The sequence below is a fragment of the Salinigranum marinum genome, from assembly GCF_024228675.1.
GTDB classification, from domain to species: domain Archaea; phylum Halobacteriota; class Halobacteria; order Halobacteriales; family Haloferacaceae; genus Salinigranum; species Salinigranum marinum.
This window is the reverse complement of the sequence record NZ_CP100461.1, coordinates 2,862,221-2,883,919: the sequence shown is the minus strand read 5'-3', so window position 1 is coordinate 2,883,919 and position 21,699 is coordinate 2,862,221. Positions and strand designations below refer to the sequence as shown.

Here is a 21,699-nt window from a genome sequence, read left to right as displayed (position 1 = left end):
AGACGCTCTCACGGGAAGATTCCGTCACGCTAACCCGTAATTGGACGCCGTCTGGCGATATGGCATCGCTCAGACGGCTAGCACGGATGTGTCGAGATCTTGCCAAACAGCACGTTGACGACCCGGAAGTACCCGCCGCGCCGGACGGCGCGGGCGGGTACGCGAAATGGGTGCAGATCGCCTTGATTCTGTACCGCGTCGAGTTGGAGAAGAGCCTCCGTGAGACTGAAGACTATCTTAACGAGATGCCCGGTGTCCTCGCCGTGTTCGAACTTGACGAGGCACCGCACTACAGTTCGTTCTGCCGGTGGGAACAAGAGTACCGGATGCGTGACCTGCGCCGCCTGCTCCGCGCTTCGGCGGAGCAGGCGGGCTGGAGTGGTGAAGCCGCGATTGACGCGAGTGGCTTCCAGCGCGATCAAACCAGCTACCACTACCGCGACCGCGCGAATTACTCGTTCCAGTCGATGAAGACGACGATCTTGATCGACGTGAACTCGCTGGCGATCAAGGACGTTCATTTCACGACGAAGAAAGCCTGGGACGGCCACATCGGGATGCAGGTCTTCCGCCGGAACGCGGAAGACCTGCGTGTGTTGTCTGCTGATGCGAACTATTCGTGGAGCGACCTCCGCGAGGAGTGTCGCTCCAACTCAACGCGACCGTTGATCAAGCACAGGGAGCAGACACCGTTGCAGAAGGCCCACAACGCCCGGATGAACGAGGACTACAACCAACGCTGGATGAGCGAGACAGGTTTCTCGCAGTTGAAGGAAGACGACGGCGAGAAGCTCCGCTCCCGGAGCTGGCATGGCCAGTTCCGGGAGCTGACTCGCAAGTGCATCGTGCATAACCTGACGCAGGCGGCGAGTTAGGGCTCGCCGTCTGCTCCCCTTCTCCGGACGTATCCGGGAGAGGCATCGCCGCCGTCACCGGAACAATGGAGCAAGGTACCATAGTTTTGACTCATCAGCAACCGCTGTGAGTGACAGCTACTGCATCTTCTGAGGGCGAGAAGCCGTCTTTAGCGCCGTAAAATTGTAGATCAGCAACCCCACCCCGACGCTGTCTTGCGTTCAACAAGGCAGTGCATATGCAATGACGTGGTCTCCCTCAGTCATTGCTTCATCGACTGGTCCGGTGGTAGCACCCACAAATTTCGATAACTGCGAGTTCGGACTAGAATCCTTTTCAACGATTTCTTGGTCATCAAGCTCCCGAAAATCGCCAACAGACCATCCGATACTGATAATTGGGCCATCCAGCCAAGCATTTCTCAATGTCCCATCATCCCCGGCGTTTATTTTCCACCAAGTTGAATTTTCACTATCCATACAGTATTGTAAGAGATAGTAGCCATATGTTTTGGGGCTTCAACCGATCCTATAGCCGGTCTCTGACTCTCAAAAAATCAAGTCAACTGTAGGGCAGGTCGATAGAGGAGACCTTCGACACTCGTCTCCAACAGTATAGTGATAGACTACCTCGAGGGCTTGAGTAATGTCCGAAAAACCAGATACGATAAGAGCAACCTAGATATTATATTATTCATGTATGTACAAGGAGCATGAAGGATGCAGATATTGAGCGTGCTCGTGAACTCGCCGAGTGCGCGAAACACGAGTCTGTAACACCTGAGCGCTTAATGGAAACCGATCTTGGACTGGGGCGCAAACGGCTGCACGACAATCCAGTCTATAGATACCTTTCACCTGAAGAACAACCTCATTTTCTGTTTCACGCATCAAAACAGGTGCCAGAGTTCAATGGTCCTGGCGCACCAGAAGCGCTTGAGCGATCTCGCAGACACCGCGTCGTTCACGTCATATCGGATTCACGCTGGCTAATGATTGCTGGGAACAAGACAGGTGATCAAGTACAGGAGTTCCCACTCTCCGCAATCCAAGCGTCCAATTTCGATGTGTCCAACGGGATTTCGAGCAACTTGTCGAACAATCGATTCGTGATTGAATTGCCATCGTTACACTGCACAATCCCGCTCTCAAACGATTACAGTGAGGACGATCTGGACGCGCTGAGTCTGTATCTTCGTGATGAATTTGGTGTTGCTCGCGGTGGTGTTGAGGTAGACTCCGACGAGGCGGGCTATACCATCGCCGGTGAAGACTCCATTAAGTACGATGCTCAGGATGTGCGAACTCGGATTGATCGCCTTCCAAATGATGCCCATGACGAAGCTGACGCACTCGCAGCAGAAGCGAACTCGGTAGATGAATTGGTTGTCGGTCTCGATGAACTATTGGAAAATTATAACGAAGAGAGCCAAACACTGGATGACGTCGTCGCTGGTTCATCCAGCATCGAACAGGTCCGCCAAAGCGTCGAAACCCCGGCCGAGCAAGCTACACGCCAAGCAAAGGAGGCTGCTGATAAGCATCTCCAGTCAGCTCGGACTGCGCTCCGCGATGCCAACCCAGAGGAGATCGGAAATTGGGGACTTAATGTTAGTCGGGCGAGCATCCCATTGGCTGTCGCCGCACCCGGATCGACACCGCTCTGGATTGCTGCGACACTTGTTCTTGGTGGTGCCGCAGGTCTTCACTCAAGTGGTATCGAAGGATCGCCCCTCAAAGATGTCGACCCTTCGGAACTCTCTGAACATGTCTTGGCGATGGCTGACGCCAATAAAGACTTGGATAACATCAATGGGGAACTTGCAGGATCACTACTTGGCGCGTTCACCTATCTCGGGGGGAAGATGGCTCCAGAGGAATTTGTAAAGTGGATCGACGCTGCAGATCCTGAAGCAATTCTCGCCGGCGCAAACGCGGGTGCGGCATACGCAAATCGGAGTGATGTTGACGGTTCAGGCAAACACGGCGCGATCGCGGGTGGTGGCCTCGGCTTGCTGGGAAGCTACTCGGGGATGGACATAGAGGGAGACGGAAAGACTGATGGAGACACCGCGAGCGAAATTGCGGCATATCTCGAGGAACTCGATAAAAAGGGCCTGCAGCTCGATGAGTGAGCCTTCTTCAGGGTAACCGGAGATACGTTTGAACCCAATATCTTGACGGGAAGAGAAAGAGTGACACTTGACCGAAGAAGAAATTCAATATAACCTGATGACTAAGTATTCTACTGATTCGGAGGATACGGAGACGTCCGACGACCGGTACTCGAAAGTAGTCAAAATTAGCGTCACTGATTGGCTGATGGATGCGTTGAATCAGATCATCCAAAAATCGGGGATTGATGCACGCGATGCGATAAGAAAGCCGTTGGAGTATGCGGTGATTGAGTGGCACCGGGAGTTTGAGCAAAAGAATCAGGGCTTTGAGATACCGGGTGAGCGTGTCTGGAAGTCAGACTTCCGATGTCGAATGTGCAAGTCGGCAAATAAATTCCTGTTCCGTAAAATCGAGAGTTCTGATGAGGCTACGACAATTCTGTGTCTCAACTGTGAATATAACGCTCCAGAAGAAGAGTTCACCCGATTAAGCCGTGCCAGTGATATCCAGGAAATGGAGCCCTATACTTTAGAGAAAGAGGGCAAGAAACTGCGCCACAGACATGAGGGAAAATTCCGAACGCCGATGCGGTTTAGATGTACAGAATGTAGCGAACTCGATCTGATTCTGCCCAACCCAGAAAGGATTGAAGCTTTGATTTGTTCTCGATGTGGGAACAAAGGAGATGTACTCACGCAGGTGAACGGTCCTGTAGCGAAATCCTTCGAAAAATATCCCCCCGGGAAGTACCACACAGAACCGGAGCCGGAGAATATCGGACGTGGTGTTAGTCGAGGTAGATACGATGATCTCGAAAAAACCTACAAAGATAGTCACGAGCGGTAGCGGTGCTCGATTTCAAGCTACTGCGTCCTACTATCGTGTGACTGAAGCACTTGCTCAATACTGCTGAGAACAGCCGTCATAATACCTAGTGGATGACTTGGAAATCCGGATAGTGCTTCATTTGAACGTTCGTCGGGAGGATGGTAAAAATGGGGCTGAATTGTCCCAGCGGCGTCATAATGATCCCAGCGGCAACTCCAATTAGAATCTTCGCTCGCTTCTAGACACCTGACCGCAAAGTCACCCTTCTTGAACCACCACACTTCAACTTCGAACGAACGTGGTGACATGGAGGATACTGATTCATCTATCCCCGCACGGATTAACCGTGGTTGATGGTCGTGTGGCTCAAACTTCGTCCAAGAAATTGCTGGTTCACTTTCGAGGAGTTGTCTGATGATCCGTAGCGTCACTCTATCAGGGAGATAATCCCGTTCTAAATCCACCTCGTTCCCGGTGACGATCTTTGGTAGTTCAGCCATATTCTCTACACCGGAAGAAGATGGCCGTTGTTTGATGCGATATGAAACGCGATTTTGTATAGCTGGATGTCCCGATCGATGCTTTGCCATTCGCTGAGTGATCTCAAACGGTCGAAGGTGGATTGGTCGGTATATTGGTCGAACAGACCAATGTTGGAGGGATCAGTAGCGTCAAATTGTTCCTCGAACTCCGCTCTTCGTGATTCGAGCTCCTCCACACGTTCCAGTATCTCTTCTCTAGAGAGTTCCTGGGCGATCTGACTAGCATCGAGCCACTCGAAGTATGCCTCATTCCGCCGATATCGGGCCAACTTTAGCTTGGGATCTCGCTGGACGAGACCCATCTCGACCAGTCGATCGAGATGCTTCTTTGCTGAATTCTCGGAACAATCCGCAACGTCCGCAATTTCTGGGTAGTGAGTATATTCGGCTAATCCAAGCACGGCGTAGTAAACACGCGCAAAAGTATCCTTCCGGCCCTTCCAGCGTTGCTTTGCTCTCTTGAGCGCCTCCTCTGTGGGGGCTGGATCAAAATCGGTCATACCCGACCAATTCCTTCAAGACCAATATAATTAGAGGTTCCTCAGATAGTTGGGTTCACCAATCTATTTTACAGTCGCACCCTATCGGCTATTCGTGCAGCAAACAACCGTTTCCTGCCGTATACCGCGGCAGATGAACGAGGCACTGGAAACCGCGTCCGAAGCGGAAGGGACGTTTCGGTCGGAGCTGATTCGACGTGCTCTCAAGCACTACATGCAAGAAAATCCCGACCAACTCGAGGCGTTCACTACGGAGGATCGTTCTCCTCCACAAGAGACAGCCTCTCAACCTCGGACATCCGCGACCAGGGATGGTCCCGTGTACGATCCATCACAGGACCTCTGACCACAGTGCTGTAGCTGCACACGACAGAAGACGACGCGCCGCGACCAATCGAGCAAAGGTTCCAATTGGTACCTGGGCACCTTCGCTCGAAGCACGGCACGACGGTGACGGGATTGTTGGCAAGGCCGCGAATCCCTACTTGGACTTCGGTCCGATGGGGCATAAGTTTTCGTCGGCCTTCTCAGCGGTCTCGTTGTCGTCGGTGTACCCGGCCGGTAACAGGGTACGACCGACCCACACAAATGCCGACCGATCACAACGTCTGCGGACAACGAATCGCTTACAACCGCGCCACGCACGGTGCTCTCTCGGAAAGAGAAACCGAGGTCTACGAGAGCGCAAATAAGGAAGTCGAGGACATACTGGCACTCCTCGCCGAAATTCAGAACGCACGAACCAGTGCCGAAGGTGAGATAACGAGGCCCCTCACGCGTCGAGAGATCGGCACTATCTTTGAGGTCAGCTCTCAGCTTCATGGATCCTCAACCATCTTAGAAGCCTTCGAGGAGGGCTTATGAGCGAGTCGGACAGCCGGCGAAGTACCTTTCCCGAAGCGGCACAACCTGAGCGTCGGGGTTCTATGAGCGATGGACTCACACCTACGACGCCTGCCGAGGCCGTGGAGTGGTACCTCGCTGAGCGGGAACCCGAACTCTCGGAGAAGTCACAACAGAATCAACGATATCGGCTCGAGCAGTTCCTCGAATTCTGTGATGAGTACGATGTCGAGGATATGAACGCCATCACGGGTCGGGACATCCACCGCTATCGTGTCTGGGCGAGCAAGAGGGTGAAGACTGTCACCCTCCGAGGCTACCTCCAGACCTTCCGCGTCTTCCTTGAGTTCTGCGCGGCCATCGATGCCGTCGAGCCGGGGATGCGCGAGCGCGTTCAGATACCGAAAGTCGACCCTGAAGACGAGGCACGTAACGAACATCTTGGGGCCGACCGAGCAGAACCGATACTCGAACATCTCAAACGGTTCGGCTACGCCAGTCGAGAGCACGTCGTTACTGCGATCCTCTGGCATACTGGAATCCGACTGGGAACGCTCCGGTCATTCGATGTCGAGGACCTCGATCGAGACGGTCGGTGTCTCAAGGTCCGTCATCGTCCGGAGTCCGGCACGCCGCTGAAGAACAAAAAGAGGGCTGAGCGCTTGATCGCGGTCAGCTCCTACTACTGCAGCGTGATCGAGGACTACATCCAACACAACCGCGAGGACGTGACGGATGACCACGGTCGGAAGCCGCTGATCACCAGCTCACGAGGGCGACTCAGTGAGGGCTCGATTCGCGAAACGATCTACCGTGTGACCCAGCCGTGTGAGATCGGTGAGTGTCCTCACGACAAGGACCCGAAGACCTGCGAATACCGTGACCACAGCCAGCGCGCTGGCTGTCCATCCTCGCGGTCTCCGCACGGCATTCGGCGCGGATCGATCACCAATCACCTACGGACTGGGTCGGCACAGGAGGTCGTCTCTGACCGGGCGAACGTCTCCGGTGACATACTGGATCAGCACTACGACGAGCGAACCGAACGCGAGAAGATGGAAATCCGCCGCGAGTTCATCGAGGGCGTGTAGCCAATGATGGACTCCACTCCACGACGACGCGGTGTGCGTTTTACCCGAGCCTCGGCAGGCATCCGTATTGACATAGCCCCGGCGAGTCCGTCAGACGTCTTATCAATCGAGAGTACCTTTTCCGGTGGGTCTCTCCGACGACAGTCGGACGTGGTCGCCGATCCGCCCAGACGACGCGTGGCACGCTTTCGCCTGGATCGATCGGTCACGTGGCGTAACAGTCACACGTCACCGGCCCGTACCACGAACATGGTTCTCCCTCTCGCGATGGGATGGCGGCACCTCCTCTTCGCCAACTACCCCGTGGATCCGGCGGTCGTCGACGCGCACCTCCCCGATCCGCTCGCCGTCGACACCTTCGACGGCGACGCGTGGCTCTCGGTCGTCCCGTTCACGAACGTCGACGTTCGCCCGAAGGGGCTCCCGGCCGCCGTCGGCGTCGACCTGCCGGAACTCAACCTCCGGACGTACGTCACCTGCGACGGCGAACCGGGCGTCTACTTCTTCAGTCTCGACGCGCAGGGCGTTTCGTCCGTGATCGGCGCGCGGCTCTTTCATCACCTGCCGTACTACTACGCCCGGGTTCGGCTGGAGAGCGACGGCGAGGGCGGCGTCCGCTTCGAGAGCCGGCGGCTCCACCCCGGCGACCGGCCGGCCCACTACCGAGCGACCTACCGCCCGAGCGGGGACGCGTTCGAGTCGGGCGAGGACCCGCTGGCGGCGTTTCTGACGGAACGGTACCGCTTTTACACGGAGGCCGGAGACGGAGCGCTCCGTTACACGAACGTCGCTCACGAGCCGTGGACCCTGTACCCGGCGACCGTCACGACCGAGGCGAACACGCTGTTCGCGGCGAACGGCTTCGCCGAACCCGAGGCGGAGCCGGTCTGCTACTACGGTCCGGGCGTCGACGTCACCGCCTCGCGGAGCGACCAGTGGATCCACCGGGAGCGAGAGGAGTCGCCCGTCGTGGAGGAGACTGCATGACCGAGGACGTCCCGAGCGACGAGGGCGAGGCCGGCACGGTCGATCTCGCGGCGGCGGTCGAGGACGGTCCGGTGCTGTTCTTCGACGGCGTCTGCAACCTCTGTAACGGGGCCGTCCAGTTCGTGATCGACCGCGATCCCCGCGGACGGATCCGCTTTGCCTCCCTGCAGTCCGATGTCGGACGGGCGGTCCTCGACCGGCTCGATCTCCCGCAGGACGACCTGGAGACGGTCGTCCTCGTCGAGGGCACGCGGGCGTACACGAAGTCCGCGGCGGCCATCCGCGTCTGCGAACTGCTCGGCGGTGTCTACGGGGTTGCGCGCGTGGGCTGGCTCCTCCCTCGCCGGGTCCGCGACTGGCTGTACGACCGGGTCGCCGAACGCCGATACGACTGGTTCGGACGGAAAGACCAGTGTATGGTGCCGACGCCGGAACTCCGCTCGCGGTTCGTGGAGTGACTCCCGAGAGCGTGACCGCCGCGAGGGGAGTCAGTTGCCGCCCCAGTCGTTGACCGCCGCGTAGACCCCGACGACGACGAGGAGCACGGCAAGCGAGACGCCCATCTCCACCCTGGGGAGTCCGGTCTCGCGTCGGTCGAGAGCGCCGTGGAACCAACAGAGGTTCGCGAGACGACTCCGGTGGAACGCGAACCAGACGTCAGCGACGCCGTCGAAGCCAACCGCCCGGACCATCCAGTGTGCGTCTGGGACCAGCGCCCACACGCCGCTTGCGAACATGGCGAGGAACTCCCGTCGTGGATGCCAGTCGACGAGGAGGAGGGCGAGGAGGCCACCGGTGAGACCGACGGCGAAGTGGACCAGTGCGTCCATCACCGAGCAGTCGAGAGCGCTTCGTGATCAACGCACCGCCTCGAGCACCGGAGACCACGGCGCTCGGTGGCGACGATCCGCTCGAGAAGGGCGGCGAGCATCCGGGGTCGGGATCGCGGCCTCACTGCGTCCGCGCGACGTAGAGCGTCTCCCGTGGGAGCGTCACTCGCTCGACCGGCACGGCGGGCTGATCGCCGCCCAGCGTGGTGAAGCAGAACTCGGCACCGGCGGCGTGGGCCACGTCGCGGGCGGGGCGGTGAAGCTCCGGCGGCAGGTTGAGCGCGTACACCGCGTCGACGTCGTAGAGCGAGCCGGGCGCTCGGGCCGCGCGGGCGACGATGTCGTCCGCGACGAACCCGACTCCCACCGGGACGGATCGTGGCTGGACGTCCGTCGCGGTCACCGTCTTGCCGGCGGCGACGAGCGCCCGTGCCACGTCGGTCCGTCGGCCGATCCCGACCTCGACGAGACTGTCGTAGCGGGCGAGGTAGTCCACGAGCGATGGCTGCGTCGAGCGATCCACGGCGGGATGTTTATGACTGGCCCCCGCTTAACTCCGTGCATGCTCGTCGACATCGTGCCGATCGGGGACCTTCCCGCCCAAGTCAAACGGGAGGCTTCTGCTGCGCTTCGATCCGTCTACGACTGCGACGTGACCGTCCACGAGGAACAGTCGATCCCCGACGGCGCGTACGATCGCAGTCGGAACCAGTACCGCGCCGAGGAGTTCATCGAACTCGCCTCGCGCACTGGGTCCGCCGAGAAGAACATCGGCATCACCACACAGGACCTGTACTACCGCCGCCGTAACTACGTCTTCGGCCTCGCGTACCTCAACGGAAACGGCTCTGTCATCTCGACGGCGCGCTTGCAGACCTCCTCCGACGGGGGCATCTCGACGAAGCCCTCCAGCGAGGTGTTCGCCGACCGCGTCCGCAAGGAGGTCGTCCACGAGATCGGTCACACGCTCGGGCTCGAACACTGTGACAACTCCAAATGCGTCATGTCCTTCTCGCCGACGGTCCGCGAAGTCGACGTCAAAGAGGAGAACCTCTGCGGCACCTGTTCCCGACTCGTCCGCTGAGGATCGCTCGCGTTTCCCTCCAGTGAGCCGCACCTTCGGATCTCCATCCGCACCCGCCGCGGTGGCGCGTTTCCAATCCTCTCCCGGCCCTCACCGGCCGAATCCTCACTCACCGGGAACCGGCGACAGGTAGTTTACCGATCGTGGAGTATCTCAATCCATGACGTTCCTCGTTGCGGTCGACGGATCCGACGCGAGCGACCACGCGCTCGCGTACGCCACGGATCTCGCGGCCCGACTCGACAGCGACCTGCTCGTGGTGCAGGCGGTCGAACCGGCCGTCGTCGACACCGGCGGCGACGAACCGACGAGCTTCGACGACGCGGCCGGCCGGCTCATCGCCGAGGCCGTCGAGGGCGCAGAGGCGGACGCCGAACGCGTCCTCGCCGACGCCGCCGACTACGCGCGCGACGCCGGCGTCGCCGTCGAGACCGAACTGCTGTACGGCCCGCCGCTCCAGGTCATCCCCGACCTCACCGAGCGCGAGGAGATAGAGGGGCTCTTCGTGGGCCATCGCGGACTCTCCGGGCGGTACGAGGGGCTCGTCGGGAGCGTCGCGAAGGGGCTCGTCGAGCGGTCGACGGTGCCCGTGACGGTCGTCCGGTGAGCGTGCCGGCCGGCCGTGGCCCATGGCCCGTGGACCCGAGCGCGCCGCTACCTTGTAGTACACTCGGTCCCTGTTCTCACGTGACATGCGACTCCTCGTCGCCATCGACGGGACAGACGCCGGTGCCGACGCACTCGACTACGCGCTCGACATGGCCGTCCGACTCGGCGCGTCGCTCCTGTTGACGTACGTCGTCGAGCCGGCGGCCCACGTGACGGGCGGCGACGGGTCGAAACCGCCACACGACGGAGAACGCGACGACGGCGCCCGATTCGTCCGAGAGGCGATCGAGGACTCCCGAACGACCGGCGACGACCTGCTCCACGAGGCGGCCAACCGGGCGGCCGTCGTCGACGTCGACGCCGACACGCACGTGGCCACCGGCGACCCGGTCGAGGTGCTTCCGGCGCTCGCCGACGAGACGTCGGTCGATGCCATCGTCGTCGGGCACCGGCGCGCCGCCGACCGGGAGGCGGTCGGCGACAGCGTCGCGAAGGGACTCATCGAGCGCTCGCCGGTGCCCGTGACGGTCGTCACATGAACGCGCTCGAACTCGACGGCTCCGCCGGCGGCGGGCAACTCCTCCGGACGGCCCTGACGCTCGCCAGCCTCACCGGTCGACCGTTCGAGATGACGGGCGTCCGCGCCGACCGGCCGTCGCCTGGCCTGCGACCACAACACCTCGCCTGCGTCGAGGCGGCCGCGGAACTCACCGACGCGACGGTCGACGGCGACGCAGTCGGGTCGGAGACGCTCTCGTTCGCGCCGACCCGGTCGCCGGCCGGCGACGTGGCGGTCGACGTCGGCACCGCCGGCAGCGTCGCGCTCGTCTTCGACACCGTCGTCCCGCTCGCGACCGGGATCGACGCGCCGATCTCCGTCACGGCGTCGGGCGGGACCGACGTGAAGTGGGCACCGACGCTCGACTACCTGCGCCGGGTCAAACTGCCGTTGCTCGCACGGTACGGTCTCGCGGCCGACGTCGCCCTCCGGCGTCGCGGCTTCTACCCCGTCGGGGGCGGCCGCGCCACGCTCCACGTCGCCCCCTCGCCGCTCCGCCCGCTCGCCGTCGACTCGCGCGGCGACCTCGTCGCGAGCGCACACGCCGTCGCCGCGACCGACCTCGCGGACGACGTTCCCGACCGCGCGCTCGGCCGCGTCCGTGACCGGCTCTCGCTTCCCGTCGCCGAGACCACCGCGACCGTCGCCGAGACCGACTGCCCCGGCTTCGCGTTGCTCCTGTCGGTCGCCGGGGGGACGCGTGCGGGGTTCGACGCTCTCGGTGAGCGCGGTGTCCCCGCCGAGGACGTCGCCGACGGCGCGGTCGACGCGTGCGACCAGTGGCTCGACGGCCCGGGTGTCGTCGACGCTCACCTCGCCGACCAGCTCGTCGTCCCGCTGGCGCTCGCCGGTGGCTCCGTCCGGCTCCCGCGGCTCACGGCGCACGTCCGGACGAACCGAGAGCTCGTCGAGACGTTCGGCTACGACCTGGCCGTCGACGAGGCGGCCGACGAGGGCGTCGTCCTGTCGGGCTGAACACGAGGACGAGAGGCCTCTGCGTCGGTCGATCCGGTGTGGCTCGCGAACTCAGGGCGCGTACGTCCCGGTGAGCCGTGCGGCCGCGAGGACGTGCCCCTCGATCGCGGCTTCGAGGTCGGCTTTCGTCGCCCCGGACCCGAGGTCGACCGTCGTGTCGAGCGCGTACGCGACGAAGCGGTAGGTGTGCTCGCGGTCCGGCGGATTCGGCCCGCCGTAGCCGACTTCGCCGTAGTCGTTCGTCCCCTCGCGTCCCCCCACGCCCGTCGGGTCGAAGCCGACGGGGACCTCGGTCCGGTCGGCGGGGAGGTTCCACACCACCCAGTGATCCCACACCTTCCCCGCGGGTTCGACCGCGTCGGGGTCGTCGACGACGAGTGCCAGCGCCTCCGCCTCTTCGGGAGGGCTCTCGATCGCCAACGGCGGGTTCAGGTTCTCCGCGCGGTAGCCGTACCGCTCGGGGATCGCGTCACCGTCGTCGAACGCGTCGCTGGTGAGTCGCATCACACGCTCGTGTATGGAGAGTGACACCATCAGCGTTCCGCCCGGCTCGGTGCCCGGCCCTGATGCGGGTGGAGAGAGCGATCAGGGGGCGTAGTAGTACTCGCCCGCCCGCTTCTGTTTCCGGTCCAGCTGCGAGTCGGGTTTGTTGATCCGCGGCCGGCCGGTGCGCTCGTCGCGGCGGAACGTGATGTCGAGGTCCGAGAGGAAGTCGTTCATGCCCTCGCGCATCTCCTGGGGGGTGCCGGCGTGGCCCTCGACGGCGGGTTCGCCGTCGAACACCATCAGGCGGTCGGCGAGCAGGTCGATCATGTAGATGTCGTGGTCGATGACCATCACGGTCGCGTCGTGGTTCTCGGCGTACCGTCGGATCGCCGTGGTCGCCCGCACCCGCTGTTCGACGTCCAGATGGGCAGACGGCTCGTCCAGCACGTAGAGGTCGGCGTCTTCGGAAAGGGTCGCGGCGATCGCCACCCGCTGGCGCTCCCCGCCCGACAGGTCCGTGAGCTGTTGCTCCATGATCCGCTCTAGCTGGAGTGGCCCCGCGATCTCCGTGTCCCACAGTGAGGTGCCGAAGTCTGAGGTAATCGAAGAGAGGAAGGCGTCGACACGCATCGGCTGGTCGATATCGATGTACTGCGGCTTGTACGCGATGTCGAGCCTGAAGTCGAGTTCGCCGGCGTCGGGCTCCAGTTGCCCGGCGAACAGCTTCGCGAGGGTTGACTTGCCGATCCCGTTCGGCCCGACGATCCCGAGCACTTCCGAGTGGTAGATCGTGCCGCCCTCCACCGTGAGCGAGAACTCCCCGTCGCCGTAGGACTTCTCCAGGGCGGGGTACTCGACGAGCGGCGCGCTCTTGGTGGTCTCGCGGGGGGCGTGCTCCTCGAACGTGATCGCGTTCGGGCGGATGCGCATGTTCTCGTTCGAGAGGTAGCCCTTGAGGTACTCGTTGATCCCGTTTCGAACGCTCTTGGGGTCGGTGATGACGCCGAACGCGCCCGGTCGGCCGTAGCCGACGTGCAGCGAGTCGGCGAGCAGGTCGAGCACGGCCAGGTCGTGTTCGACGACCAGCACGGCGCGGTCGTCGTCGTCGGCGAGTTCCTGCACGAGCCGCGCCGCGGTGACGCGCTGGCCGATGTCCAGGTAGGGGGTGATCTCGTCGAGGAAGTAGAAGTCGCGGTCGCGTGCGATCGTCGCCGCGAGCGCGACCCGCTGGAGCTCTCCCCCAGAGAGGGTGTCGATCGGTTGGTCGATGACGGGCCGGATCCCCAACCTGGAGACGAGGTCGTCGAGGACGCCCCGCTCGTCGGTCGCCGCGAGGAGTTCGCTGGTCTTCCCGTCGAACTGCTTGGGGATCTGGTCGACGTACTGTGGCTTGCGGGCGACGGTGACCTCGTCGTCGAGCAGCGCCTCGATGTAGTTCTGCAGGCCCGAGCCGCGGTAGCGGTCGAGCACCGCCTCCCACCCCGGCTCTTCTCCATACTCACCGAGGTTCGGGACGAGCTCGTCCGCGAGGATGTGCACGGCGGTGGACTTCCCGATGCCGTTGGGGCCGAGGATGCCCGTCACGGAGCCGGCGTCGGGGATCGGCAGACCGTAGAGCGCGAAGGCGTTCTCGCCGTAGCGGTGGACGGGATCTTCCTCCAACTCGGTCGGGAGGTTGATGATCTCGATGGCGTCGAACGGGCACTTCTCGACACAGATGCCGCAGGTCTCGCCCAGACAGATCTCCTCCGAGATCCGGACCTGGTCGGGGTCGCCCTCGTACGGTTCGTCTTCCTCGTAGTGTTCGCCGCGGGTGACGATACAGTCCTTCCCCGTTCTGTTCGGGGGGCAGTACTTCGCACACTCGTAGTTGCAGCGATCCGGCTGACAGCGGTCGAGGTCGACGACCGCGATGCTGTCGTCGGCCATCAGAGGGTCACGCCCGCGGTGAGCATGATCGCGAAGGTGATGAACCACAGCGTGAACGTCATGAAGCCGACGTAGAGGTAGTCCTTCGCCCCGAAGTCGGCGACGTCGATCCCGACGACCCGCAGGAGGGGGAACTGCAGAGCGATGAAGCCGGCGAGGATCCCCACCGTCAGCCGGTCGGAGGCCGCCGCGGGATCCGTCCCGACGACGAAGCCCGACGCGACCGCCGCCGCGATGCCCGCCAGACAGGCGAGCGTGGTGACGGTCACTCCCCGGAGGTGTTTGGAGAGGCCGGTCTGCGTTTCGGTAGCCATACGTGCCCGTGCGAGAGCGTGCGTCAAAAGCCGTTCGTTCCGTGCGCCCGCGTCACGGCCGTCTATCAACCTTTATGCCCGTGGCGCGTCTCGAACGACTTAATGGCTGGATCCGAAGAGGAGAGTCTCGACGACCTCCCCCCGAGCGCGAAACTCGTCTTCAAGGTACTCGAATACAACGGCCCACTCACCCAGAAGGGGATCGTCGAGGAGTCGATGCTGTCGGCGCGGACGGTACGGTACGCCCTCGAACGGCTGGAGGGGATCGGCGTCGTCGACGAGGACGTCTACTTCGCCGACGCCCGGCAGAACCTCTACCAACTCAACGAGACGGCCGACGAGCTGAAGAACGGCGAAGAAGCCGACGCGGAAGCCTGCGCCGCCGAGTAGCGGTCACGTTCTGTTCGATCCGCCGAGTCACCGAACTCCCTAACCCGCCGAGTCGCCGAACTCTCGACCCGTCGAGTCGCCGAACTCCCTAACCCGCCGAGTCGCCGAACTCTCGACCCGTCGAGTCGCCGAACTCCCTAACCCGCCGAGTCGCCGAACTCTCCCGTCTCCCGCCAGACGCTCACGCCTGGGGACGGTGGGTAAAACGATCGTCGTACCCTCGGGTAGCTACTTGCTCGGTCCGGACGGCGGCGTCGATATGGCCGATCAATCCGCCCACCGCACCGGTCACCTCCGACGCCTCCTCTCCGACCCACGCCGGCTGGTGGTCGTCGTGGCCGGCGTCGCGCTCCTCGTCCGACTGGTCGGTCTGGGAGGCCGGACCGCACACTTCGACGAGGGCCGCGTCGCGTACTGGGCGCTCCGCTACCTGGAGACGGGATCGATCTCCTACCGCTACATCGTCCACGGGCCGCTGGTCCAGTACGCCGACGCGGCCCTGTTCGGCCTGCTCGGGCCGAGCGACGCCGTGGCCCGACTCCCCGTCGCCGTCGTCGGGGGGCTCCTCCCGCTCGCGGCGCTCCTGTTCCGCGAGCGACTCCGCGATGTGGAACTCGTCGCGCTCGCCGTCTTCCTCGCGTTCAATCCCGTCCTCCTCTACTACTCGCGATTCCTCCGGAGCACGCTCCTCGTGGCGGCCTTCTCGTTCGTCGCCTTCGGCTGTCTCGTCCGGGCCGCGGACACGCGCCGCGTCAGCTACGTCTACGCCGCCGCCCTCTTCGTCGCGCTCGGCTTCGCCGCCAAGGAGAACGCCCTCGTCTATCTCCTGGTCTGGGTCGGGGCGACCGCACTGCTCGTCGACCACGAACTCTTCCGCCCACACGCCCCCGAGACCGGCATCGACGTCGTCCGTCGGCACGGACGGGCCGCACTCGCCGCCGTCCGGAGTCCGACACCGCGCCACCGCCGTCTCGCGGCCCACGCCGTCGGCGTCGTGGGCGTCTGGCTCCTCGTCACGCTCTTCTTCTTCGCCCCGCGGACCGGCGTCGGTGCCGAGGCGGCCGGCCTGTGGGACGCGCTGCGACGCCCGCGGCTGTTCCCGTCCGTGGTCGACGCGGCGACGACGGACGTTAGGAACGGGCTGTCGTACTGGTTCGGCGGGACGACGGAACCGGGCTGTCACAAAGACAGCGTCGTGACCGCCTACGGCTGTTTCCTCGGGCGCTTTCTCGAAACGCTCGCGCTGGGGGCCGGTGCCCTCTCGACGTTCGCACTCGGGGGGCTTCTCGTCGAACGCTACGCGACGCCGGACCCACGGCCACTGGTTCTCTTCGCCTCGTACTGGGGGCTCGTCAGCGTCGTGGGCTACCCGCTCGGCACCGACATCTACGGCGCGTGGATCACGGTGAACGCGCTGGTCCCGCTGGCCGTCCCGGCGGCCGTCGGCGTCGGGGTCGTCTATCGCCGCGGCCGGGCGGCCCTCGCCTCGGGCGACCGCCGGCGAGCGAGCGTCGTCGCGTGCGCGCTCCTCCTCGTCGCCGGCCAGGTCGGGGCGACCGCCGCCACGACGGTCTATGTCCAGCCCCAGTCGGCGGACAACCCGCTGGTGCAGTACGCACAGCCGACCGACGACGTTCGACCGACGGTCGACTCGCTCCCGACCGGGGACGACGGCCCCACCCCCGACGTCGTCTTCTACGGCGAGACGTTCGTCGCCGACGCGAGCGAGAGCGCGATCCCGCCCGCCTGTGCCGACATGGGGACGACCCTGCCGCTCCAGTGGTATTTCGCCCGGGCCGATCTAGACGCAGCCTGCGCGGTCAACCGGACAGCGCTCGCGGCGCTCCCCGGCGACGACAGGCCCGCGCTGATCGTCGCGGCGGCGGACGACGCCGGGCCGCTCTCCGCCACGCTCGACGGCTACGACACGCGAACCGTCTTCCTCCGGGCGTCCGGACGGGAGACGACGCTCTTCGTCGGCCGCCGTGGAAACGTCTCGGCGGGATCGGGGACGGGGATGGAAACAGGGTCGGTGGAGAGAGCGGTCGAACTCAGGCCGGAACCACGGTGATCCGCTGTTTCCGGTCGATCGCGGCCTCCAGTTCGTCGGCGATGGCGCTCCCGCGGGAGACTTGCACGTCGCCGCCTCTCCCGACAGTGGCGGTGAAGAGGTACTCGCCGTCGGCGCGCACCTCGACCGTCTCGCCGACGTGGTCGTCCATCCGGATGACGACGTGCCGCGAGGTGACCTCGGGCGTGACGATCTCGCCGTCGACGCCTCCCGGCGCACCCGACCCGCCCGCGCCGGACGCCGACCCCGTCGACGCGCCGGCGGGCTTCTCGTCGTGGGTCCGAACGTCGATGTCGATCCCCAGCCGGTCCTCCACGTCGGAGATGCGGCCGCCGCCCTTCCCGATGACGTAGGAGATGTCGTCGTCGTCGACGTAGACGACGGCCTTGTTCTGTCCCTGCAGTTGGACGTCGACGTGGCCGCGGGCGATCGAGCGGATCTCGCGTTCGATCTCCTGGCGGGCGAGGCGGTCGACGCCGGACTCGTCTGCCTCTCTTTCGGAGAGCGGAACGGTGACGACCTGCCGGTTGAACGTGTAGATCTCGTACTCCGGGCGACCCGTCTCGAAGTCCGCCACCTGGATGACCGGTCGGGCGAGGTCCTCGGCGGTGAGTCCCTCGGGCACCTTGACCTCGGTCGTGACGTCGTACACCGTGTCGACGCGGCCCGCCTCGATGTAGACCACCGTGTCGACGACCTGCGGGATCATCCCGAGTTCGACCCTGCCGACGAGACGCTGGAGGGCGTCGATCCCGCGGGTCGCGTGGACGACGCCGACCATCCCGACGCCCGCGAGCCGCATGTCGGCGAAGACCGAGAAGTCGTTCGTCTTGCGCACCTCGTCGTAGATGGTGTAGTCCGGCCGCACCAGGAGGAGGGAGTCGGCGGTCTTCTCCATCTGTCCGTCGAGGGCGGTGTACTGCGTGATCTCGGGGCCGACCTGGAGGTCGCGCGGTTTCTCCATCGTCTTCACCGCGTAGTCGGAGTCGTTGAGGAACTCCGCGACCGCCTGGGCGAACGTCGACTTTCCGGCCCCCGGCGACCCCGAGATGAGGACGCCGCGCTGGCGTTCTTTGAGTCGAGAGCGGAGTTCGTCGGCGAACTCGTAGTCGTCGAGGTCCGTCTTGGCGATCGGTCGCACGGCGGTGATCTCGATGCCGTCCGCGAACGGGGGATGGGCGACGGCGATGCGGTAGTCGCGGAACTGGACGATGCGCATCCCCGGCTCGTCGAGTTCGATGAACCCCTCCGGAGAGGAACGCGCGGAGCTGACGATGTCGTCGGCCCACTCCCGCATGGTCGCCTCGTCGGTCACCTCCTCGCGGATGGCCTCGTAGTGCATCTCGCCGAGCGCACCGCGTTTGGCCTTGGGGCGGGTCCCCGTCTTCAGGTGGACCGACATCGTCTCGTCGTCGAAGAACTCCTCGATGATTAGTCCGCCCGAGCCTCTGACCCGGGCCTCGACGAACTCGACGCCGATCCCCTTCGCCCGGGCGACCTCCGCCTGGACGGCGTCGCTCGTCAACAGCGTCGCCTGGTGGTCGTCCGCCAGGTCGCGGATGAGCGCGTCGATGTCGCCCTCGCCCGAGGCCCGCTGTTCCTGGGCGCTGGGGCGACGGCCGACGTACTCGAGGTGGAGTTCGCCCTCCTCGGCGAGCGTGGCGAGGCGCTGGAGTTCGCCGAGTCCCTCCCATCCGGTGTCGCGGCCGTCGTTGGCCTGCGACTCGAGTTCGCCGACGACCGCCTCGGGGACGAAGACGGTCGCCCCCTCGTACGAGCCGTCGTCGACCCGCTCGGAGACGCGGCCGTCGATGACCGCGCTCGTGTCCGGCAGTATCTTCATACGCGTGGTAGAGGCGGCGTCGGGATAAGGGTGTTCAAGCGGGCACACAACGGCCGGTCTGCCGCCGGCTCGGGTCGCGTCGACGACGGCCGCCAGCCGGTGTCCCCGGATCAAGTGGCCCGTGGTCGCACCCCGCCGGGACACGGTGTGGTCGCCGGCCCGGGGGGGCAGCGCTCGCCTCGAATATCCGTTTTGATTCTCGGGCACGAACGCATTTACCCCTGGTGGATGACATACACAGAGATGTCTGACCGGCGGGAGAACGCCGTTGACGGGATCGACTCGATCCGGATCCTCTACGTGGACGACGAGGAGGAGTTCGCGGCGCTCGCCGCGGAGTTCCTCCAGCGTGAGGACGACCGCTTCGAGATCGTGACCGAGTCGGGCGCGGGCGACGCGCTCGAGCGACTCGCCTCGGCTTCGTTCGACTGCGTCGTCTCGGACTACGACATGCCAGGGATGGACGGTCTCGAGTTCCTCGCGGCGGCGCGCGAGCGGCGTCCCGGCCTCCCGTTCGTGCTCGTCACCGGGAAGGGCAGCGAGGAGATCGCGAGCGAAGCGATCTCGGCGGGCGTCACCGACTACCTCCAGAAGGGTGGGGGGAGAGAACAGTACACGATCCTGTCGAACCGGATCCGGAACGCGGTCGCGGGCTACCGCGCCGAGCGCGAGGCGGCACACCACCGTCGGGTGAGCGAACTCGTTCGGGACGTGACGCGCGCGCTCGTCGGTGCGACCGACCGCGACGGGATCGAACGGGCCGTCTGTGACCGCATCGCCGACTCCGATCCGTATCTCTTCGCGTGGATCGGCGTCGACGACGGGGCGGGCACCAGGATCCAGCCCCGGACCTCGGCCGGCGTCGACGACGGCTATCTCGACGAGCTGACCGTCACGGTCGACGACACACCGACGGGCCGGGGCCCGGCAGGCACCGCACTCCGCGAGGGGACGGTGAGCGTCGCCCAGGACGTCCGGCAGGACCCGTCGTTTACGCCGTGGCGCGACCGAGCGCTCGAACGGGGCTTCCGGTCGGTCGCGGGCATCCCGCTGACACACGACGGGACGGTCCACGGCGTGTTGACCGTCTACGCCGCCCACGCCGACGCGTTCGACGACACCGAGCGCGCCCTCCTCGGGGAACTCGGCGACGCCATCGGCCACGCGATGGAGGCGATCCGGATCCGCGAGCGGTTCGAACGCCAGTACCGCGACCTCTTCCAGACAGCCCCCGTCATGTACGCGCTCACGCGCGACGAGGGCGGCTCACCGATCGTCAGCGGCTGCAACCAGCGGTTCCTCGACCGGCTGGGGTACGACCGTGAGGCGGTCGTCGGCTCCCCGCTCTCGGCGCTGTACACGGCCGATTCGGCGTCGGAACTGCTCGACGAAGGAGGGTACGAACGCGCCCTCGACGGCGAGTTCTCCCAGGAGGAACGACAGCTGCTGACGGCCGACGGCGAGATTGTCGAGACGTTGCTCCGCGCCGTGCCCCGGTACGACGTCGCGGGCGAGACAGTCGGCACGCTCACGCTGTTCGTCGACGTCACCGACCAGCGGCAGGCGGGGCGGGTCGTGACGCAGGCCGAGGCGATGGAGGCGTCGATCGACGGGATGGCGATCGTCGGTCCCGACGGCACGTTCGACTACCTCAACGACGCCCACGCGCGGCTGTACGGCTACGACGACGCGGACGAACTCGTCGGTGGATCGTGGCAACGCCTCTACGAGGCCGACGAGCGCGAGCGGTTCGAGACGGAGGTCATCCCCGAACTCCGGCGGACCGGCCACTGGCGCGGCGAGGCGGTGGGACGGCGCGCCGACGGGACGGCGTTCCCCCAGGAGGTCTCGCTGACGGAACTGAACGGCGAAGAGTTCGTCTGCGTCGTGCGTGACGTCACGGAGCGCCGGGAGGCCGAACGGGAGATCGAACGGCGGAACCGTCGGCTCGACGAGTTCGCCTCCGTGGTCTCTCACGACCTCCGGGGACCGCTCGGCATCGCCAAGGGGAACGTCGAACTCGCCCGGACGACCGACGGGGACGCGACCGACCGCCTCGACGCGGCCGACGCGGCGCTCGACCGGATGGACCGCATCATCGACGACGTCCTGTCGCTCGCGCGGGGGGACGGCGGAGCCGACGACACCGTCGTCGTCTCGCTCGAACGCACCGTGGCGGACTGCTGGCAGGGGGTCGACGGCGAGGTCAGCGTGACCGCCGACGTTCGGTTCGTGGCCGACCGGAGCCGGCTCCAGCGACTGCTGGAGAACCTCTTTCGGAACGCTGTGGAACACGGTTCCACAGGCAACCGGACTGCACGACAGTCCGGTGACGCCGTCGAGCGTGGCTCGACGAGCCCTCGTTCGCAGGCTCACGAGGACAGCGTGGAACACAGTCCCGCGAGCAGTCGGCCGGAGGCCGACGACGGGCCGAGGCCCAGCCGGAACGGATCGGTTTCCGGCGCAGGCGACCGACCGGGCCACGAACGGTCGAGCGGACGGAGCCGGCCGGCGAACACCGCCACGAACGGCGCGGCGACCGAGCGGCGACCGGACGACGTCGAGATCCGGGTCGGATCGCTGGCCGACGAGCCGGGCTTCTTCGTCGAGGACGACGGCCCCGGCGTGCCACCGGACGTTCGGGAGGACGTGTTCGAGGTGGGCTACTCCACGTCCGCGTCGGGGACGGGACTGGGACTCGCGATCGTCGAACGGATCGCCGAGGAACACGGCTGGGACTGTCGGCTCACGACGGGGCGGGACGGCGGCGCACGGTTCGAGTTCGCCGGTGTCGACCCCGCCGCGGCGCGTGCGACCGACGCCACCGACCACGGCTGACTCCTCCG

General features: G+C 64.7%; 22 protein-coding genes. 14 read left to right on the top strand and 8 right to left on the bottom strand.

What is annotated here, in order from left to right; translation table 11 throughout:
- Positions 1-59: 59 nt before the first annotated feature.
- On the top strand, positions 60-875 hold the full coding sequence (locus NKJ07_RS14275) for an IS5 family transposase (RefSeq protein WP_318566907.1): 816 nt from the start codon (positions 60-62) through the stop codon (positions 873-875).
- Positions 876-1,076: 201 nt separating this feature from the next.
- On the opposite strand, the gene NKJ07_RS14270 is transcribed toward NKJ07_RS14275, so the two are convergent.
- Entirely contained in the window at positions 1,077-1,334 is a 258-nt protein-coding gene (locus tag NKJ07_RS14270) for a hypothetical protein (RefSeq protein ID WP_318567476.1), read from the bottom strand.
- Positions 1,335-1,567: 233 nt separating this feature from the next.
- On the opposite strand from NKJ07_RS14270, the gene NKJ07_RS14265 reads away from it, so the two are divergent.
- Entirely contained in the window at positions 1,568-2,989 is a 1,422-nt protein-coding gene (locus NKJ07_RS14265) for a hypothetical protein (protein ID WP_318567475.1), read from the top strand.
- Between the two features lie 67 nt (positions 2,990-3,056).
- On the top strand, positions 3,057-3,818 hold the full coding sequence (locus NKJ07_RS14260) for a hypothetical protein (protein ID WP_318567474.1): 762 nt from the start codon (positions 3,057-3,059) through the stop codon (positions 3,816-3,818).
- Between the two features lie 487 nt (positions 3,819-4,305).
- Here NKJ07_RS14260 and NKJ07_RS14255 read toward each other — a convergent pair whose 3' ends face one another.
- Positions 4,306-4,842 carry a DUF7342 family protein gene (locus NKJ07_RS14255; protein ID WP_318567473.1) on the bottom strand — a complete coding sequence of 179 codons (537 nt, stop codon included), beginning with the start codon at positions 4,840-4,842 and terminating at the stop codon, positions 4,306-4,308.
- Positions 4,843-5,430: 588 nt separating this feature from the next.
- Between NKJ07_RS14255 and NKJ07_RS14250 the strand changes: the two genes are divergently transcribed.
- The 4 genes from NKJ07_RS14250 to NKJ07_RS14235 all read left to right on the top strand — a co-directional run bounded on the left by NKJ07_RS14250 (position 5,431) and on the right by NKJ07_RS14235 (position 8,221).
- Complete coding sequence (locus NKJ07_RS14250; protein ID WP_318567472.1) at positions 5,431-5,706, top strand: hypothetical protein; 276 nt, start codon at positions 5,431-5,433, stop codon at positions 5,704-5,706.
- A gap of 62 nt (positions 5,707-5,768) precedes the next feature.
- Positions 5,769-6,776: a tyrosine-type recombinase/integrase gene (locus NKJ07_RS14245; RefSeq protein ID WP_318567471.1), complete on the top strand. Its 1,008-nt coding sequence runs from the start codon at positions 5,769-5,771 to the stop codon at positions 6,774-6,776.
- Between the two features lie 249 nt (positions 6,777-7,025).
- Positions 7,026-7,763, top strand: a complete 738-nt coding sequence (locus tag NKJ07_RS14240) for a YqjF family protein (RefSeq protein ID WP_318567470.1) — start codon at positions 7,026-7,028, stop codon at positions 7,761-7,763.
- Positions 7,760-8,221 carry a thiol-disulfide oxidoreductase DCC family protein gene (locus tag NKJ07_RS14235; protein WP_318567469.1) on the top strand — a complete coding sequence of 154 codons (462 nt, stop codon included), beginning with the start codon at positions 7,760-7,762 and terminating at the stop codon, positions 8,219-8,221. Before NKJ07_RS14240 ends, NKJ07_RS14235 begins: the two co-directional genes overlap by 4 nt.
- 30 nt (positions 8,222-8,251) lie before the next feature.
- Here the strand turns inward: NKJ07_RS14235 and NKJ07_RS14230 are convergent, their stop codons facing one another.
- Together NKJ07_RS14230 and NKJ07_RS14225 are read right to left on the bottom strand one after the other, a co-directional pair.
- On the bottom strand, positions 8,252-8,593 hold the full coding sequence (locus tag NKJ07_RS14230) for a hypothetical protein (RefSeq protein ID WP_318567468.1): 342 nt from the start codon (positions 8,591-8,593) through the stop codon (positions 8,252-8,254).
- A gap of 121 nt (positions 8,594-8,714) precedes the next feature.
- Positions 8,715-9,116 (bottom strand): UPF0146 family protein, encoded by a 402-nt coding sequence (locus NKJ07_RS14225; RefSeq protein WP_318567467.1) that lies wholly within the window; start codon positions 9,114-9,116, stop codon positions 8,715-8,717.
- A gap of 39 nt (positions 9,117-9,155) precedes the next feature.
- Here NKJ07_RS14225 and NKJ07_RS14220 point away from each other — a divergent pair, with 39 nt between their 5' ends.
- The 4 genes from NKJ07_RS14220 to rtcA all read left to right on the top strand — a co-directional run bounded on the left by NKJ07_RS14220 (position 9,156) and on the right by rtcA (position 11,820).
- Positions 9,156-9,677 (top strand): archaemetzincin family Zn-dependent metalloprotease, encoded by a 522-nt coding sequence (locus tag NKJ07_RS14220; RefSeq protein ID WP_318567466.1) that lies wholly within the window; start codon positions 9,156-9,158, stop codon positions 9,675-9,677.
- A 160-nt stretch (positions 9,678-9,837) separates the two neighbouring features.
- The gene (locus tag NKJ07_RS14215) at positions 9,838-10,284 is read left to right on the top strand and encodes a universal stress protein (RefSeq protein ID WP_318567465.1); all 447 of its coding nucleotides are present in this window, start codon (positions 9,838-9,840) and stop codon (positions 10,282-10,284) included.
- Positions 10,285-10,369: 85 nt separating this feature from the next.
- On the top strand, positions 10,370-10,825 hold the full coding sequence (locus NKJ07_RS14210; RefSeq protein ID WP_318567464.1) for a universal stress protein: 456 nt from the start codon (positions 10,370-10,372) through the stop codon (positions 10,823-10,825).
- Positions 10,822-11,820 carry an RNA 3'-terminal phosphate cyclase gene (gene rtcA, locus NKJ07_RS14205; RefSeq protein WP_318567463.1) on the top strand — a complete coding sequence of 333 codons (999 nt, stop codon included), beginning with the start codon at positions 10,822-10,824 and terminating at the stop codon, positions 11,818-11,820. Before NKJ07_RS14210 ends, rtcA begins: the two co-directional genes overlap by 4 nt.
- Before the next feature lie 51 nt (positions 11,821-11,871).
- On the opposite strand, the gene NKJ07_RS14200 is transcribed toward rtcA, so the two are convergent.
- The 3 genes from NKJ07_RS14200 to NKJ07_RS14190 all read right to left on the bottom strand — a co-directional run bounded on the left by NKJ07_RS14200 (position 11,872) and on the right by NKJ07_RS14190 (position 14,549).
- Positions 11,872-12,324: a YbhB/YbcL family Raf kinase inhibitor-like protein gene (locus NKJ07_RS14200; protein WP_425504662.1), complete on the bottom strand. Its 453-nt coding sequence runs from the start codon at positions 12,322-12,324 to the stop codon at positions 11,872-11,874.
- An 81-nt stretch (positions 12,325-12,405) separates the two neighbouring features.
- Positions 12,406-14,235 carry a ribosome biogenesis/translation initiation ATPase RLI gene (locus NKJ07_RS14195; protein WP_318567461.1) on the bottom strand — a complete coding sequence of 610 codons (1,830 nt, stop codon included), beginning with the start codon at positions 14,233-14,235 and terminating at the stop codon, positions 12,406-12,408.
- Positions 14,235-14,549 carry an EMC6-like membrane protein gene (locus NKJ07_RS14190; protein ID WP_318567460.1) on the bottom strand — a complete coding sequence of 105 codons (315 nt, stop codon included), beginning with the start codon at positions 14,547-14,549 and terminating at the stop codon, positions 14,235-14,237. Before NKJ07_RS14190 ends, NKJ07_RS14195 begins: the two co-directional genes overlap by 1 nt.
- 102 nt (positions 14,550-14,651) lie before the next feature.
- On the opposite strand from NKJ07_RS14190, the gene NKJ07_RS14185 reads away from it, so the two are divergent.
- Entirely contained in the window at positions 14,652-14,939 is a 288-nt protein-coding gene (locus NKJ07_RS14185; RefSeq protein WP_318567459.1) for a MarR family transcriptional regulator, read from the top strand.
- A gap of 259 nt (positions 14,940-15,198) precedes the next feature.
- Positions 15,199-17,010: a flippase activity-associated protein Agl23 gene (locus NKJ07_RS14180; protein WP_318567458.1), complete on the top strand. Its 1,812-nt coding sequence runs from the start codon at positions 15,199-15,201 to the stop codon at positions 17,008-17,010.
- On the opposite strand, the gene NKJ07_RS14175 is transcribed toward NKJ07_RS14180, so the two are convergent.
- Positions 16,991-18,853: a PINc/VapC family ATPase gene (locus tag NKJ07_RS14175; protein WP_318567457.1), complete on the bottom strand. Its 1,863-nt coding sequence runs from the start codon at positions 18,851-18,853 to the stop codon at positions 16,991-16,993. The two genes, NKJ07_RS14180 and NKJ07_RS14175, sit on opposite strands and share 20 nt — an antisense overlap.
- Before the next feature lie 243 nt (positions 18,854-19,096).
- Between NKJ07_RS14175 and NKJ07_RS14170 the strand changes: the two genes are divergently transcribed.
- Positions 19,097-21,691 carry a hybrid sensor histidine kinase/response regulator gene (locus NKJ07_RS14170; RefSeq protein WP_318567456.1) on the top strand — a complete coding sequence of 865 codons (2,595 nt, stop codon included), beginning with the start codon at positions 19,097-19,099 and terminating at the stop codon, positions 21,689-21,691.
- Positions 21,692-21,699 lie beyond the last annotated feature (8 nt).